12 protein-coding genes and 1 pseudogene are annotated in these 16113 nt (G+C 69.2%); 2 read left to right on the forward strand and 11 right to left on the reverse strand.

Annotated elements, in window-relative coordinates; translation table 11 throughout:
- Positions 1-19 precede the first annotated feature (19 nt).
- Positions 20-2227: a malate synthase G gene (locus ACYVF4_RS13360; RefSeq protein WP_460723605.1), complete on the reverse strand. Its 2208-nt coding sequence runs from the start codon at positions 2225-2227 to the stop codon at positions 20-22.
- Positions 2228-2236: 9 nt separating this feature from the next.
- Positions 2237-3616, reverse strand: coding sequence for an FAD-binding oxidoreductase (locus ACYVF4_RS13365; RefSeq protein ID WP_460723607.1), 1380 nt, complete (start codon positions 3614-3616; stop codon positions 2237-2239).
- 112 nt (positions 3617-3728) lie between these two features.
- Here ACYVF4_RS13365 and ACYVF4_RS13370 point away from each other — a divergent pair, with 112 nt between their 5' ends.
- Complete coding sequence (locus ACYVF4_RS13370) at positions 3729-4499, forward strand: IclR family transcriptional regulator (protein WP_460723609.1); 771 nt, start codon at positions 3729-3731, stop codon at positions 4497-4499.
- Positions 4500-4970: 471 nt separating this feature from the next.
- On the opposite strand, the gene ACYVF4_RS13375 is transcribed toward ACYVF4_RS13370, so the two are convergent.
- The 9 genes and pseudogenes from ACYVF4_RS13375 to ACYVF4_RS13415 form a co-directional block, all read right to left on the reverse strand.
- Entirely contained in the window at positions 4971-6209 is a 1239-nt protein-coding gene (locus tag ACYVF4_RS13375; RefSeq protein ID WP_460723611.1) for a glycoside hydrolase family 32 protein, read from the reverse strand.
- 39 nt (positions 6210-6248) lie between these two features.
- Positions 6249-7268: a LacI family DNA-binding transcriptional regulator gene (locus tag ACYVF4_RS13380; protein ID WP_460723613.1), complete on the reverse strand. Its 1020-nt coding sequence runs from the start codon at positions 7266-7268 to the stop codon at positions 6249-6251.
- Complete coding sequence (locus ACYVF4_RS13385; protein ID WP_460723615.1) at positions 7265-8176, reverse strand: carbohydrate ABC transporter permease; 912 nt, start codon at positions 8174-8176, stop codon at positions 7265-7267. Before ACYVF4_RS13385 ends, ACYVF4_RS13380 begins: the two co-directional genes overlap by 4 nt.
- Positions 8173-9054, reverse strand: coding sequence for a carbohydrate ABC transporter permease (locus ACYVF4_RS13390; protein ID WP_460723647.1), 882 nt, complete (start codon positions 9052-9054; stop codon positions 8173-8175). Before ACYVF4_RS13390 ends, ACYVF4_RS13385 begins: the two co-directional genes overlap by 4 nt.
- Before the next feature lie 70 nt (positions 9055-9124).
- On the reverse strand, positions 9125-10462 hold the full coding sequence (locus ACYVF4_RS13395; RefSeq protein WP_460723617.1) for an ABC transporter substrate-binding protein: 1338 nt from the start codon (positions 10460-10462) through the stop codon (positions 9125-9127).
- Between the two features lie 69 nt (positions 10463-10531).
- Entirely contained in the window at positions 10532-12004 is a 1473-nt protein-coding gene (locus ACYVF4_RS13400) for a family 43 glycosylhydrolase (RefSeq protein WP_460723619.1), read from the reverse strand.
- An 834-nt stretch (positions 12005-12838) separates the two neighbouring features.
- Positions 12839-13030: pseudogene (locus ACYVF4_RS13405) on the reverse strand (integrase core domain-containing protein); the annotation flags it as partial.
- Between the two features lie 47 nt (positions 13031-13077).
- Positions 13078-14022 carry an alpha/beta fold hydrolase gene (locus ACYVF4_RS13410; protein WP_053546735.1) on the reverse strand — a complete coding sequence of 315 codons (945 nt, stop codon included), beginning with the start codon at positions 14020-14022 and terminating at the stop codon, positions 13078-13080.
- Between the two features lie 200 nt (positions 14023-14222).
- Positions 14223-14723 (reverse strand): alcohol dehydrogenase catalytic domain-containing protein, encoded by a 501-nt coding sequence (locus ACYVF4_RS13415; protein WP_460723622.1) that lies wholly within the window; start codon positions 14721-14723, stop codon positions 14223-14225.
- Positions 14724-15036: 313 nt separating this feature from the next.
- Between ACYVF4_RS13415 and ACYVF4_RS13420 the strand changes: the two genes are divergently transcribed.
- Entirely contained in the window at positions 15037-16086 is a 1050-nt protein-coding gene (locus tag ACYVF4_RS13420) for a LacI family DNA-binding transcriptional regulator (protein WP_460723624.1), read from the forward strand.
- Positions 16087-16113 lie beyond the last annotated feature (27 nt).

Here is a 16113-nt window from a genome sequence, read left to right on the forward strand (position 1 = left end):
CTGCGCGCGTCAGCTCTGATCAGCGCTGCGCGGCGGCGATCGCCTGCGCCTTCTTCTCGCGACGGATGCCGTGCAGCAGCGGCTCGGTGTACCCGTTGGGCTGCGCAGCCCCCTCGAGGATGAGGCGGCGCGCGGCGTCGAAGGCCAGACCCGGGCCGTCCGCGCCGACGAGCGGCTCGTAGAGCGGATCGCCGGCGTTCTGCCCGTCGACCACGGCCGACAGGCGTCGCAGGCTGTCGTCGATCTGCGCGACGTCGATCACGCCGTGGGCCAGCCAGTTCGCCAGCAGCTGGCTCGAGATGCGGAGCGTGGCGCGGTCCTCCATGAGGGCGATGCCGTGGATGTCGGGCACCTTCGAGCAGCCGACGCCCTGATCGATCCAGCGCACCACGTAGCCGAGGATCGACTGGACGTTGTTGTCGAGCTCCACCTCGACGATCTCGCGCGCCAGCGGCTCGTCGGCGAGCGGGATGACGAGGATGTCGTCGAGCGTCTGCGGTTCGCGGCCGGCGAGGTCGGCGGCCACGTCGACGCTGTCGACCTCGTGGTAGTGCAGCGCGTGCAGGGTCGCCGCGGTCGGCGAGGGCACCCACGCCGTGGTGGCGCCGGCCCGCACGTGGCCGGCCTTCTGGTCGAGCATGTCGTGCATGAGGTCGGGCATCGCCCACATGCCCTTGCCGATCTGCCCGCGCCCGCGCAGTCCCGCCGCGGTGCCGACGTCGACGTTCCAGCGCTCGTACGCGGTGAGCCAGGCCTGCTCGCGCATGCGGCCCTTCGGCACCATCGCGCCCGCCCGCAGCGACGTGTGGATCTCGTCGCCGGTCCGGTCGAGGAAGCCGGTGTTGATGAAGGCGACGCGCTCCCGCGCTGCGCCGATCGACGCGGCCAGGTTCACCGTCGTGCGGCGCTCCTCGTCCATGATCCCAATCTTGACGGTGTTGCGCGGCAGGCCCAGCAGGTCCTCCACGCGGCCGAAGAGCTCGACGGCGAAGGCGACTTCGGCGGGCCCGTGCATCTTGGGCTTGACGATGTACACCGAGCCGGTCCGCGAGTTGCCGCCGGCGGCATCCCCCCGAAGATCGGCGAGGGAGCCGAGCACCGTCACGATCGCATCGAGGATCCCTTCGGGGACCTCGTCGCCGGCGGGGTCGAGGACGGCGTCGGTCGTCATGAGGTGGCCGACGTTGCGCACCAGCAGCAGCGAGCGGCCGGGCAGGGTCAGGCTGCCGCCGTCCGGCGTCGTGTAAGTGCGGTCGGGGTTCATCGTTCGCAGGAAGCTTTGGCCGCCCTTGGACACCCGCTCGCTGAGCGTGCGGCGCATGAGGCCGAGCCAGTTGCGGTAGCCGAGCACCTTGTCTTCGGCGTCCACCGCCGCGACGGAGTCCTCGAGGTCCATGATCGTCGAGATCGCGGATTCCACGATGAGATCGGCGACGCCGGCGGGGTCGGTCCTGCCGATCGGGTGCGTGCGGTCGATGAGGATCTCGACGTGCAGTCCGTGGTGGGTCAGCAGCACGGATGCCGGTGACCCGGCCTCGCCGGTGTAGCCCGCCAGCCCCGTCGGGTCAGCGAGCGCCCGCGCCTGGCCGTCGACGGTCACGACGAGCGCGCCGTCCTCGACGCGGTAGCCGGTCGCGTCGGCGTGCGAGGCGCCCGCGAGCGGCGCGATCTGGTCGAGCAGGGCGCGGCCCCGGGCGACCACCGCGGCCCCGCGGGCGGGGTTGTACTGCGCGGTCTTGGCCAGCTCGCCGGCATCCTCGATCGCGTCCGTGCCGTAGAGCGCGTCGTACAGCGACCCCCACCGGGCGTTCGCGGCGTTCACCGCGAAGCGGGCGTTGAGCAGGGGCACGACGAGCTGGGGGCCGGCGATGCGGGCGATCTCGGGGTCGACGTTCTCGGTGACGACCTGGACGGATGCCGGATCCGGCGCCGGCAGCAGATAGCCGATCTCTTCGAGGTGGCGGCGGTAGACCGCCGGGTCGGGACGGCCCGGGTGGGCGGTGTGGAAGGCGTCGAGGTCGGCCTGCAGCCGGTCGCGCTCGGCGAGCAGCTGCCGATTGAGGGGAGTCAGGTCGGCGAGGATCTGCGCCGCCCCGGCCCAGAAGGTCTCGGCGTCGATGCCGGTGCCGGCAAGGGCCTCGGTCTCGATGAAGGCGACGAGCTCGTCGGCGACCTGCAGGCCGGCGCGGTCAGTGCGGGCGGGGGAAAGGGGGTGCTGAGTGGTCATGGGTCTCCGTCAGGCGCCGAACACGGCGCCCGGGTTGAGGATGTTGTGGGGGTCGAGGGCGGCCTTGATGCGCTTGTTGAGCTCGAGTTCGTCCTCGCCGAGGTAAGAGGACAGCCAGGGCCGCTTGAGCCGGCCGACGCCGTGTTCGCCGGTGATGGTGCCGCCGAGCGAGATCGCGAGGTCCATGATCTCGCCGTACGCCGTCTCGGCCCGTCGCTTCTGATCGAGGTCGCGGGGGTCGAAGACGAGCAGGGGGTGGGTGTTGCCGTCGCCGGCGTGGGCGATGACGGCGATGGGCACGTCGTGCGTCGCCGAGATCCGCTCGATGCCGAGCACGAGGTCGCCGAGGCGGGGAAGCGGCACGCCGACGTCTTCGAGCAGCAGCGTGCCCTTCTTCTCGACGGCGGGGATCGCCATGCGCCGCGCGACGACGAAGGCCTCGCCCTCGTCCGGGTCGTCGGTGGTGTAGCACTCGGTCGCACCGGCGTCGCCGCAGATGCGCTCGACCTCGGCGATCTCGGCCGCGGCGGCCGCGGGCGATTCGTCGGACTGGACGATGAGCATCGCCTCGGCGTCGCGGTCCAGCCCCATGCGCGTCTCGTCCTCGACGGCCTTGATGGAGGCCTTGTCCATGAACTCGAGCATCGACGGCCGCATGGTGCGGGTGATCGCGAGCACGGCATCCGTCGCCCCCGACAGCGTCGGGAACGTCGCGACGAGCGTCGACGGGCGGCGCTGGGCGGGGATCAGCCGCAGGATGACCTCGGTGATGATGCCGAGCGTCCCCTCGCTGCCGACGAAGAGCTTGGACAGCGACAGCCCCGCGACGTCCTTGAGCCGGGGGCCGCCGAGCCGCACCGCCCGCCCGTCGGCGAGGACGACGGTCATGCCGAGGACGTAGTCGGTGGTCACGCCGTACTTCACGCAGCACAGGCCGCCGGCGTTCGTGGCGACGTTGCCGCCGATCGAGCAGAACTCGTACGAGGAGGGGTCCGGCGGGTACCACAGGCCCTCGGCGGCCGCGGCGCGCTTGACCTCGGCGTTGAAGGCGCCGGGCTGGACCGTGGCCATGCGGGTCGCGGGGTCGATGTCGATCCGCCGCATCCGGTCGAGCGACACCACGATGGCGCCGGCGACCGCGGAGCTTCCGCCCGACAGGCCCGAGCCGGCGCCACGCGGGATCAGCGGGATGCCGGCGCGGGCGGCCGCGCGGACGATCTCTTGGACCTCGTCGGTCGTCTGCGGTCTGACGACGGCGAGCGGGATGCCGGCATCCGGGTCGAGCGCACGATCCCAGCGGTACGCGTCCATCGACGACGGGTCGACGATGACGGACCCGTCGGGCAGCGCGGCGGCCAGTTCCTCGACGACAGTGTCGGGAGCGTGCATGCGGACCTCCTCGTTGCGACGAGTGTTCCACGATTCGGAACGGATGCAAAGTCGAGGGCGGGCTGTCACGGATTGTGCGGTAGGTTGTTCCGGATAGTGGAAATGGAGTCGCATGAATCGCGATGCGGTGGAGACGGATCCGAAGAACGCGGTGCAGTCCGTCGCGCGCGCGTTCGCGATCCTCGAGATCCTCGGGCAGCGCGGCGGCCGCGCGACCCTGAGCGAGGTCGCCGAGGCGATGGGGCTCGCGCTGCCCACCGCGCACCGGCTCGTACGCACGCTCATGACGCTCGGCTACGTGCGCCAGCTGCCGTCCCGCCGCTACGCGCTGGGCACCGGCCTCATCCCCCTCGGCGACCAGGCGACGCGACTCATGGCCGCGTGGGCGAGACCGAGCCTCGAGGAGCTCGAGGAGACCTCGCAAGAGACGGCGAACCTGGCGATCCTCGACGGCGACAAGGTCGTCTACGTCGCGCAGGTCCCCTCCCGCCACCAGATGCGGATGTTCACCGAGGTCGGGCGCCGGGTCTACGCGCACTCCACCGGTGTCGGCAAGGCGATGCTGGCGCAGCTGCCGGACGCCGAGGTCCTCGCGATCGTCCGCAGAGCCGGGATGCCGCGCTTCACCGACTCCACCCACACCACCGAGGAGTCGCTCCTGGCCGACCTCGCGACGATCCGTCAGCGCGGGTACGCGATCGACGAGGGCGAGCAAGAGGTCGGCGTCCGCTGCTTCGCCGTCGCCCTCACCGGCGCGGCGACGCCGACCGCCGTGTCGGTGTCGGGCCCCGACACCCGCGTCACGCTCGGCTCGGCGGAATGGATGGTGCCGGCGCTGGCGCGGGCATCCGAAGAACTGGCGAACCCCGCCGACGACGCCTGAGGCGCCGAGCGGCGGGGTTCGGGTCGGGTCAGCCGGCGGTGACGCCGCCGTCGGCGACGAACTCGGATCCGGTGGCGCACCGACCACGACGGCGAGCACGGCCAGGCGACCGGCATCCACCGCGAAAACGCGCCCCGGCGCCGTTCGCGCCACAGCGTCAGACGCGGCCGCACGCTTCTCGCGCATGTTCTCCCGCAACCATCGCGTGGCTTCTCACGGGTCGATGGCTTCGATGATGACCAGTGAGGGAGTGGCGCGGAACGCGAAAACCCCCGGATGACCCGGGGGTTCATGGCGGAGACGGAGGGATTTGAACCCCGGATCTGGGCGACCACCCGGGTGCGGCGTGTTGCGTTGGCGTTGATTCGGCGCGGTTCGGGGTTCCGCTGGGTCGCGCTCGGCAAGGCTGAGAGTCGTTCCGGTTTACGCGATTCTTACGCGGCGGGATGGCGGTCGCAGGAGGGCGATCTGTCAGCGGTGAAGTGGGTGCAGGGTGGTGTGCTCGGCGCCGCTCGCTATCTCGATCGCGTCGCCCGAGGGGGCGATGGCTGCTCCGAACAGACCGGCGTCGCTCACCACCTCGAGAACGGGGCCGTCCACGATGACGCGAACCGGCCCGGCCACCGGGACGACCGCTCCCGCCCCCTGCACCATGATGCTCAGCTCCCCCGGACCGCTCTGGGCGAGCTCGAAGACGTTCTCACCCCCGGAGGCGACGATGAGGTGCTCCGGGTTCGGTGTCCAGGTGAGGTGGGCTGCAAGCCCGTCGACCCGAGCAGCTGCGGCACCGGCCCGGTACCTGTCCAGATCCGGATGCGGCGACGCGACCAGCTTCCCGTCGGCGACGGACAGGACGAACGGGATGCTGTGGGCACCTGCCCATCCGGCATCCAGGTCCGCGATCGCCCGCATCCAGAACACCAGGCAGGGTCGACCCTGATCGTCGCGGAAGAACGACGGGGCGTAGTAGCTGTCACCCCACGTGAGCCGCCCCCACCGCTCGGCGACGAACCGGCCCCGCTCGTACCCGCCGATCGCGTAGCCGGCGTAGTAGAGCACGTCCGCGTCCCAGACGGAGGAGATCATGACGGCGTGACCGTCGACGTCGATGATCTGCGGGCACTCCCACAGCGCCCCCATCCACACGTCCGCCGTCTCGTTCGTGGAGCGGTCGAGAGCGACCCCCTCGTACGCCCATTCCTCCAGATCGTCGGAGCGGTAGCTGAGGGCCATCGCCGTGCCGTCGCGGTCACCCGCTCCGACGAACATCCGCCACCCGTCGGGGTCCTGCCGCAGGAACGGGTCGCGATAGGCGATCAGGTGCAGTCCCGCCGGAGCATCCACGACGAACGCCCCCTTGGTCCACGAGACCCACTCCCCGTCATCCGGGGTCGCCACCCGCACCCGCCCGATCCCGACGTCCGGCTCGGAGGTCGACGTGTAGAACACACGCGCGCCCCCAGCGACGCCGGCGACCAACGAGCCGGTCCAGATACCGCCATCGCCCTCGCCCGGCGCGATCGCGACCGGCAGCTCCTCGAGGGAGAAAAGGTCGCGACCCCGGGCATGACCCCAACGGCAGTCCGGCCCCCACACGGTCTGACCCGGCACGAACTGGAAGAACGTGTCGTACCCGCCGTCACGGTACGTGATGCCGTGCGGGTCGTTTATCCAGCCGGACTGCGGCGTGAAGTGGAACTGCGGGCGCATCCGAGTCCTTCTTGGGTGGGGGGGGTGCCGTGCGGCGGATCAGGTGATCGAGGCCCGCAGAACGGGCGGGCACGAGACGAGCGTCGGTCCGGTTTGAGGGGCATCGATTCCGAGGAGGACACGTACCCCCGCAGCGCCGAGCTCGTAGTGCGGCAGAGCGACCGTGGACAAGGGTGGCCGCAGGTGGGCTGCGATCACCTCCTGGTTGTCGAACCCCACGACGGCGATGTCGTCGGGCACGTGAAGACCGTGTTCGCGCAGTCCGTCGTAGAGTCCCATCGCGACGCGGTCGTTGTGGCAGAAGACCGCGGTGACATCTGCGCGCACGAGCTCATCGACTGTCGCGTACCCGCCCTCCTGCTGCGGTTCGGCCGAGAACACGAGCGACTCGTCAAACGCGATGCCGGCGGACGAGAGGGCGTCTCGATATCCGGCGAGGCGGTCGGTCCGCGCCGGCGAGGGTGTCGTGGTGTTGATGAACGCGATGCGGCGATGACCGGCCTCGATGAGCAGCTCCGTCGCCGTACGACCCCCCTGCCTCTCGTCCGGGACCACGGCGGGAAAGGTCGGGTCGGGTGCGAAGCAGTCCACCAGAACGGTGTCGGTCTGCTGCAGGATCTCCGGCACGGCGATCTCGCGGTGGTACCAGGTGGAGTAGAGGATGCCGCGCACCTGGTGCTCGAGCATCATCGCGATCACATCGCTCTCCACCGCGGGGTCGCCTTCCGTGTTGGCGACCAGAAGGACGTAGCCGTGCTTCCACGCCTCGTCCTGTGCGCCGTGGATGATCTGGCCGGCGAACGGGGTCGTCGCGATCGCGTCGGCGACCAGGCCGATGAAGCGCGAGCCGCCCTCGGACAGAGTCTTCGCCAGCGCGTTCGGCCGGTATCCGAGTCTCGCCACGGCTTCGTGCACGCGCCTGCGGGCGTCTTCGCCGATCCGCGCGCCGGGCTTGTCGTTGACGACGTGCGAGACGGTGGCCACCGAGACGCCGGCGGCCTTCGCGACGTCGCGCATGGTGACGGCAGGTCCGTTCCTGCCGTGCCCGGTCGAGCTCATCCCTTGGTGGCCCCGCTCTCCAGTCCGTTGATCATGGCCTTGTTCAGCACGAGGAACACCAGCAGCAGCGGTGTCACCGTCACGCAGACGGCGGCGAACGTCGCTGTCCAGTCCGTGTTGCCCATCGCTCCGATGTAGTTTTGCAGGCCGAGCGGGATGGTCTTCAATCCGTCCGACAGCACGAAGGTGTTGGCGAAGATGAAGTCGTTCCAGATGAAGATGCTGTTCACCAGCACGACCGTGATGATCGTGTTCGCCGAGAGCGGGAACGTGATCTGGGCGAAGATCCGGTAGGGGCCGGCTCCGTCGAGCGACGCCGCCTCGTACATCTCGCGGGGGATGTACTGGTAGAACGACGAGAACAGGTAGATCGCCATCGGCAGCGAGAACGCGGCGAGCGGAACGATCATCGACAGGTGGGTGTCGAGCAGCCCGACCTGGGCGTAGTCGATGAACAGGGGGACGAGCGCGATCTGCACCGGCACGATGATGCCGAGAAGGAACACAGCTCGGACGAGATTGCTGAAGCGGAACCCGAGCACCTGCAGTGCGTAGGCGGCCATCATCCCCGCGATCACGATGAGCGCGCTCGCACCGAGCGTGACGATCAGGCTGTTGAGGATGTTCAGCCCGAGATTGCCGGTCGCGAACGCGCGGACGTAGTTGTCGAGCGTGAATTCGGTGGGAAGGGCGAACGGATTGCCCCCGGCGAAGTCGGATGCCGTGCGGAAGCTCGTGATGAACAGCCACAGGAGCGGGTACACCTGCACGATGACGATCAGCACGATCGTGACGGTGAGGAGCGTCCGCTGCACGCGGAGGCGATGAGAGCCGGTCGCGCGTGGCGGGCGTGCGGGGGTTCCGACGCTGTCGGTCACGGTCGGGCGGTCCAGGACGGGGGCGGTCACGATTCGTCCCTTCGACGAAGGAGCGCGATGATCAGGCCGACGGCGACGAGGCACTCGACGACGATGAAGACCGAGATCGCGCTGGCGTAGCCGTAGTCGGTGTGCACGAACGCGGTCTTGTACATGTAGGTGGTCAGCAGCTCCGACGACTGACCGGGTCCGCCGTTGGTGAGGAGGTACGGGATGTCGAATCCGCGGAGCGCGAAGGTGGTGGCCATGATCGTGGTGGTGATCCAGACCGAGCGGATGTAGGGGAACCTGATCCGCCAGAACGTCTGCCACCAGGATGCGCCGTCCAGTCGGGCGGCCTCCTCGAGCTCATAGGGCACGGCGATCAGTGCGGCGTAGATGATGAGCATGTAGAGCCCGGTGAAGCGCCATCCCTCCGGGATAGAGACGGCCGCGAGCACGGTCTGCACATTCGACAGCCACGCCGTCTGGAGGCCCTCGAGTCCGACCCACGCCAGCAGTTGATTGAGCAGGCCTACAGGTTCCAGCGAGTAGATGCGCACGAAGAGGAACGCGATCGCGACCGTGGAGATGACCGCCGGCAGGAGGTACAGCGTCTTGACGAGTTCGCGGGCCCGCGGCAGCGCGGTCAGCAGGCCGGCGACCGCGAGCGCGCCGCCCAGCTGCAGCACCAGGCAGATCGCAAGGTAGCCGAGCGCGTTGCGGAAGGCCGTCCAGAACACGTCGTCGCGCGTGAACATCTTGATGTAGTTGTCCAGCCCGACGAAGACCATGTCGGTGATGCCGTCCCATCGGAACACACTGAGCACCAGCGACTGCAGGATCGGGAGCAGCACCGCGACGCCGTAGAGCACGAGCGGTGGGACGAGGAAGACGATCACCGACAGCGCAGACCGGCGCGGCAGCATCGACGACCTCATCGGCGGGCGGCGCCGGGGGGCGCGCGGGCTGTCCGCACGCACCCCGGCTTCGGCGATGTCAGTCACCGACGTTCTCCGCCAGGGCGGCATCCATCGTCTCGATGAACTCGTCGGGGGTGATGTCTCCCTGCACCAGCAGCGTCAGCTCCTGCTGGAGACGGGTGTTGGTCGCCGGGTCCAGCTGCGTGTCCCACGGCATCGCGATCGCCGGACCGACCCCGGCGGACTGCTCCACTGCTCGGGAATACAAGGGGGTCGCGTTGTCCGGGATGACGGGATCGACGCCGTTCGTCGGCGACAGGGCTCCGGAGGCGGTGTACACCTCGGGGTAGCGCTCCAGGGCGTAGGCGAGGAAGTCGCGCACGAGCGGGTCGTACGTCTGGGCGTTCACGGCCATGCCGATGCCGGACGGCGTGACGTACTCGTTGTCGGCGGTGACGGCTCCGTCGATCGTGGGGAGGGTGAAGTAGTCGACGTCGTCGCGCACACCTTCGTCGAGTGCATCGGTAGCGAGGTTGCCGAGCTCCCACGTTCCGATGTTGTACATCGCCGCCTTCCCCGAGGTGAACAGGGCCTGCGCGTCGGCGTAACCGGTCGACGAGAAGCCCTCCTGGAAGCAGCCCGCCTGGCCGAGGCCGTACAGCCACTCCGCGGCCGCGCGTCCGGGCTCGTCTCCGAACGACGCGTCGCCCGTCTTGAGCTTCTTCACGTACTCGGGACCGGCGAGACGGAACGGGTAGTAGGCCATGTACCGCTCGAGCGGCCACTGATCCTGACCGTCCAGAGCGATCGGGGTGACCCCCTCCGCGCGCAGAGCTTCGCACGTCGCGGCGAAGTCGTCGAGGGTCGCCGGGATCGACACGCCGGCCTGCTCGAACAGCGCCTTGTTGTACCAGAAGAATTCCAGCTGGAACTCGAACGGCACCATGTAGAGGGAGCCGTCGTCGAAGCGCTGGTAGTTCAGCGCGGCCTCGCGATAGTCGTCGGCGAGTCCCAGATCCTCGAGCAGCAGGTCGACATCGACCATCTTGCCCTGCGTCGCGAGCTTCTGCGCGAACGGTGTCGCATCGGTGTCGAACAGCTCGGGGAGCTTGTTCGCGGCGGCGAGCGTCTCGTACTTCTGGACGTAGGACGGCCGATCGGGCGTCGTGATCAGGTTCAGCTTGAAGCCGGGGTGATCGGCGGCATACTCGTCGGCGATCTGCTGCATCGCGGTGATGACGCCGCCATCGGCCGGTCGCGAGAGCAGCCAGGAGATCTCGCGAGGCGTGATCTCCCCCTCAGGATTGACGTCGGTCGGGTCGCCGCCGCTCGAGGATCCGGAGCACCCCGTCATGACGAGGGATGCGGCGAGAGCGAAGGCGGCGAGAGCGGTGGTGCGCTGTGGGATGTTCATGTGCGTATCTCCATTGATTGTGTCGCGGGCGGGTGAGGAAGAGGAACAGGCGGGAACGACGGTGGGCGGTCAGCGGCTGATCGCGGCGAGCTCTGAGGACACAGATGCCGACGCCCCGGTCTCCGGTCGTGAGTGGACGGTGAACTCGTCGACGACGATCGACCCTTCGCCGACGAAGGCGCCGACGCGCCCGCTCGGGCGGTCGTACAGCCGCGTGCTGAGGACGACGGACTCGTCGAGCGTCGCGACGCAGAGGTCGCCGTCGACGATCACCTCGAGAGTGTGCTCGCCAGGGTCGATGCGGGCGGCGCGCTCCAGTTCGACGGCGAACGGCACGTCACCGGAGATCTGCCACTGCTCCGTTCCTGTTCGCCTTCGCGGCCACCGGTCGAAGACCATGCGACCGCGGCGGGGCTCCAACCGCAGAAAGTAGCCTTCATCGCCGTCGTCGCTCGCGCGGAGCAGGACACCGCACTCCGTCGTCTGGGGAGCGATCTGGATCCGCGCACGAAGGCGGAATGCGGGCGGCGCCACGACCGGGACGAGGGCGTCGGCGTAGCCGTCCGGAGCCGAGAGGACCGTGCCGTCGGCGAGTGCGGTCTCGGCCTCATCGAAAGAGTCGGCGAACTCGCGGGGCGGGTGGAAGCGCAGCGTGCCGTCGCCACGCTGCTCGGCCTCTAGTACGGAAAGCGTTCCGGCCCACTGCCACGCGCCGTCGTCGGTCGACCCCTCGCGAGAGGCGATCCACCCGAAGAAGAACCGGCGTCCGTCGCGGGCGGCCGACTTCGCCGCGTAGTACGCCCGACCGTCGAGCGAGTCGTGCTCCGGCACTGTCCAGGGCCCGTGGAGGCTCCGCGACATGCGATAGCGGGTGGTGAACGACTCGCTGAACTCGGAGTAGACGAGATACCACCATCCGTTCCACTCGAACACCTCGGGACACTCGTGGGCGACGTAGCGACGCGGATCCCAGAACGGCTCGACCGGCGTCCAGGAGTGCAGGTCCGTCGACGTGCACTGCGCGATCACGCCACGGCGTCGGTACGGTCCGTCTGCGTGACGGGCGGTGATCAGCATGCGCCACAGTCCGGCCTCCCCGTCCCAGAAGACGTATGGGTCGCGCCAATCGCCGGTCTCGTACCCTTTGCTCGCGCCGAAGGCGTCTTCCGGATGCCGGGTCCAGGACCCCATGCCGTCGTCGCTGATGGCGTGCATCACCACCTGCAGCGGACTGCCGTCGGCGCCGCGCCGATCAGGATTCTGCCCGGTGTAGAACGCGTGATGCGTGCCTCGGTCGTCGCGGACGATGCTGCCCGTGTAGATGTTGAAGTCCGCGGCAGCGTGGCCGGCCGAGTCGATCGCGACACCCTGCTCGCGGAACGTGACGAGGTCGTCGGACACCACACGGCGCCACGGCATACCTTCCTTCGGCACACGGCGGGTCTCGTGCAGATAGAAGAGGTGGAACACCCCGTCCTCCTGCCACGGGATGACATCGCCCACCCACGCGTTCCGCGGTCGATACAAGCCTCGCTGATCCATGAACACCTCTTCGCTGACGGCCCTCACCGGATGATTAACCGGTTACTCAGGACCGTAACAGCCAGAGGATCAGGTGGTCAAGCGGTTAATCAAAGTTCGATCATCTCGCATCTCTCTCGGACCTCGTTCGCTCGAAGACCGCGCATGTCGGTGCCCCGGGCGTGATCCGCCCATCACCGGCGACGCGGAGTGTCACCCGGCGCGCGAGGTCACGATGCCGGCCTCTCCACCGGCGTCAGAACAACACCGAGCCATCGTCAGCGTCAGGCCGTGCAGCTGCATCGGCTGCGCGATCGGACGGGCCGCGACCGACCGCAGGGGGAGGGATTCCAGGCGGGTAGCCCCGTCACCTTCACACTCCACTCGGACCCGATCGTCCTCGGTAGCGCCATCGCCGACCAGAACGGCGACGTCGTCGCGACGCTCCTCGTGCCGGACGATATACCCGGGGGCCAGCACCACATCGTCGTGAGCGGACTCAGTGAGAACGGTTCCCCTGTGGAGAACGAGATTGCGGTGACTGTAATCGCACCCGCGCCTCTATGGGTGTGGATAGCGGGCGCCGGAGCCGTCCTTGCCCTCTTTGGAGGCGTGGCGGTGCTGATCGTCGGACTGATCAAGAGGCGAACCGCGCGCGGAACTATTGCCGCGACTACCGTTCGAGACGCGAAGCTTCAGTCGGGGTCAGGCCGAGGTGACGATCGCTTCCAGGATTGGGCCGAGTAGACCGCCAGGGAACCCACCACTGACCTGTTCTACAAAGGAGAGCGGACCGCCACGGCATCGCCTCACGCTTCGACCTAGGCACGGACTGCGGCTAGATGTACCGGGTCATCACGTTGGTGCCAGTCGGGTGATCGGCGGGTGGCCTCCGAGGGCTGAGTGGCGTCGTCCAGTGTTGTAGTGCTCGAGCCAGGGGGCAAGCGCGGCTGTCCGGTCGGCGTTGGTGAGGAAGACCTGCCGGTAGGCCCATTCGGTCTGCAGGGTGCGGTTGAAGCGCTCGACCTTGCCGTTCTGCCAGGGACAGCCCCGTCACGGTGCTTGGGCGCGAGCGGCCGGGTGCGCCTCGGGGGTCAGGCGTCGTCCCGCCCGGCGGCGCGGTGGACGAACTCGATGAGGGAGTTCTCCATCTCGGCGCGGGTCGCGGGCTCGTTGTGAACCTCGTGGCGGACGTCGGGGTAGATGTGGAGTTCGACGTCGTGGCCCTTCTCCTCCAGGCGCCGGGCGACCTCGCGCGCACCCTCGCCGTAGTTGGTCACCGGGTCCTCCGCGCCCGCGAAGATCGCGACGGGAACCTGCGGAAGGCGGTCGAAGAAGTCGTCGCCGTTGGCCTGGTCGTACACGTCGACGAAGCCCTGCAGGAACCGGTTGCTCAAGGGGGCGCCGAAGTTGTTGAAGGGGTCGCGGCCGTGATCACGGACGACGTCCGCGTTGCGCGCCACCCAGTCCGTCGGGCCGAAGTCCGGGCCGAGGCGGTCGTAGAAGCCGTCGAACAGCTGGCCCACCAACGCATCCGCAGCGGGGGCGGAACCGTCGGCCGCCACGGCAGCCTTCAGGGCCTCGCGATCCAGCGTCGACTCGACACCGCGCATGCCCACGGCGATACCGCCCAGCGCGAGCCCGTCGACCTCGACACCCGGCTGCAGCACCAGCGCCCGCGCGATCATCGACCCCAGGCTGTGGCCGAACACCACGTACGGCAGGTCGGGGAACAGCTCCTTGGCCTTCCGGTACAGCGTCACCTCGTCCTGCACGATGACCGTCGCCGACTCGTCACCGGCGTCACCCCACGTCCCCGACTGCATCGCCGTCCGACCGTGACCCGCGTGATCGTCCGCGACCACGACGAACCCCGCATCCACCAGCGCGGCCGTCATGTGCAGGTACCGGCGGGAGTGCTCGCCGAGACCGTGGATGAGCTGGACCACCGCCACCGGCGTGACCGCCGGTTCGTACACCCAGGCCTGGATGGTGTCGGTGCCGTTGTGCGACGTGAACTCGAGTTCGCGCAGAGCCATGCTGACCTCCTCGTCATGCCCCTCGGGCGGGGAGCTCGACGGTATGACCCTACCGTTCCTGCCGACAACGGGATGTGCGGCCCCCGACCTCCGTCGCCCACTCGCGGAACTCCCTGTCGCGGGCGCTGAGAGCGGCAGGTACGCGCCCAGCCCGTCCCGAGAGCCGCGTGACCGGGTCCGGACCCGGCGGCCCGGCAGGGTCACCCCCGGTGGGGGGGGCCGCGTCCCGCCCGGATCATGCCTGCCGGCCCGCCCCGTGGCACTTCGGACGCTCTGTGCCGGCGCCGGGCGTGCCCGTCCACGCCCGGACGGCCCGCAGAACGTGGACCAGGCCTCGGCATCGCGGCTAAGGAAGTGGACCAGGCCTCGGCATCGCGGCTAAGGAAGGTGAGGCCGGGGCAGAGGTGGTAGTCGCCGGCGTGGCAGTCCGCGCAGTCCCGGCAGGGCGTGCCGGGCTCGATCGCCACGCGGTCGCCGACCTGCACCCGGGTGACCGCCTCGCCCACGGCGACGACCTCGCCGGCCGCTTCGTGGCCGAGGATGATCGGCACGTCGACGATCCAGTCGCCGATGCGCCCGATGCGGTAGTAGGCGGTGTCCGAACCGCAGACGCCGACGGCGCGCACGCGCACGCGCACCTCGCGCGGCCCCGGTTCGCGCAACGGCACCTCCTGCACCTCGATGCGCCCGAGTTCGGGCATCACAGCAGCCAGGTTCGACATGTTCACCTCCGGGTCACGGCCGAGTCGCCGTCCTTCTCACGCTAGTGAAGCGCTCGCTTTGCGGGGTGGCTGTGCTCAGATGTGCACCTCGCCGCCCGCCCTCACCCCACCCCACCGCTGTCCACCACCCCACCGGTTTCGAATCGCTCATATTGCTGTGTTTCCGGCCAGAACACAGCAATATGAGCGATTCGAAACCCGGAGGTGGGTGGGTGAGGGCCGGAGGGAAGGCCGGGGACGGGGGCGCGACCGCGGATTGGTATCGTTCATGGGGACGCCGGGAGGGTCAGTGGTGGAGCAGCCGGAGGACGCGCGCGTGTGGCGCGCGCCGTCGATCATCGATGTCGCCCGCGAAGCCGGAGTCTCGGCGCAGACCGTCTCACGCGTCGCCAACGGGATGGACATCGTCCGGCCGGTCACCCGCGACAGGGTGCTCGCCGTCATGGACAGAATGGGCTACCGGCCGAACTCCGCCGGGCGAGCCCTGAAGAGCGGCAGATTCCGGACGCTGGGCGTCATCATGTCCGAACTCTCCAGCTATGGGAACACCCGGACGCTCGAGGGCTTCGCGACCGCGGCGTCGAGGTCGGGATACTCGCTGGCGCTGACACCACTGTGGACGATCGCGCAGGCGGGCCTCACGGGAGCGCTCACGCGAATGGCAGATCAACCGGTCGACGGGCTGATCGTCGTCCTCGAGGAGCACGAGCTCCTGGAATCGGATCTCGTGCGGGTGGCCAAGATCCCGACCGTCGTCGTCACCGCGGGTCGCTCGCACCCCTACCTGGCCATCGACACCGACCAGGCCCAGGGAGCGCGCCTTGCCACCGAGCACCTTCTCTCACTCGGCCACGAGACGGTCTGGCACATCCGCGGCCCCGAGAGCTCTCACGGCGCCCGTGACCGGGCGCAGTCATGGGCCGACACCCTCCGCGCGCACGGCCGGGTCGTGCCGCCGATCATGCCGGGCGACTGGAGCGCGGCGTCGGGTTACGCCGCCGGTCGGCGACTCGCCGCTGATCCGAGCGTGACCGCCGTGTTCGCATCCAACGACGGAATGGCCCTGGGCGCCATGCGCGCATTCCATGAAGCCGGCCGCGACGTGCCGGGATCGGTGAGCGTCGTCGGCTTCGACGACATGGAGCTCTCGGCCGATTTCCAGCCGCCGCTGACCACCGTGCACCAGTACTTCGACCGCGTCGCGGTGGCAGCGGTCGGCATGCTCATCGACCGGATCGAGCACAACCGCCACACGGTCGCCGACCCGGTGCCCACCGAGCTGATCATCCGCGCGAGCACTGCGCCGCCCCCGGTTCCTAGGGCGGCGCAGGCCGGAATCTAGCCCGGGGCGGAATCTCGCCGGGGCGGA

The sequence above is a fragment of the Microbacterium aureliae genome (assembly GCF_054780155.1).

Bases quoted from the DNA above. Each gene is read 5' to 3' on its own strand.
- ACYVF4_RS13360 (WP_460723605.1), bottom strand. From the start codon at position 2,227: ATGACCACTCAGCACCCCCTTTCCCCCGCCCGCACTGACCGCGCCGGC.
- ACYVF4_RS13365 (WP_460723607.1), bottom strand. From the start codon at position 3,616: ATGCACGCTCCCGACACTGTCGTCGAGGAACTGGCCGCCGCGCTGCCC.
- ACYVF4_RS13370 (WP_460723609.1), top strand. From the start codon at position 3,729: ATGAATCGCGATGCGGTGGAGACGGATCCGAAGAACGCGGTGCAGTCC.
- ACYVF4_RS13375 (WP_460723611.1), bottom strand. From the start codon at position 6,209: ATGCGCCCGCAGTTCCACTTCACGCCGCAGTCCGGCTGGATAAACGAC.
- ACYVF4_RS13380 (WP_460723613.1), bottom strand. From the start codon at position 7,268: ATGAGCTCGACCGGGCACGGCAGGAACGGACCTGCCGTCACCATGCGC.
- ACYVF4_RS13390 (WP_460723647.1), bottom strand. From the start codon at position 9,054: ATGCTGCCGCGCCGGTCTGCGCTGTCGGTGATCGTCTTCCTCGTCCCA.
- ACYVF4_RS13395 (WP_460723617.1), bottom strand. From the start codon at position 10,462: ATGAACATCCCACAGCGCACCACCGCTCTCGCCGCCTTCGCTCTCGCC.
- ACYVF4_RS13400 (WP_460723619.1), bottom strand. From the start codon at position 12,004: ATGGATCAGCGAGGCTTGTATCGACCGCGGAACGCGTGGGTGGGCGAT.
- ACYVF4_RS13410 (WP_053546735.1), bottom strand. From the start codon at position 14,022: ATGGCTCTGCGCGAACTCGAGTTCACGTCGCACAACGGCACCGACACC.
- ACYVF4_RS13415 (WP_460723622.1), bottom strand. From the start codon at position 14,723: ATGCCCGAACTCGGGCGCATCGAGGTGCAGGAGGTGCCGTTGCGCGAA.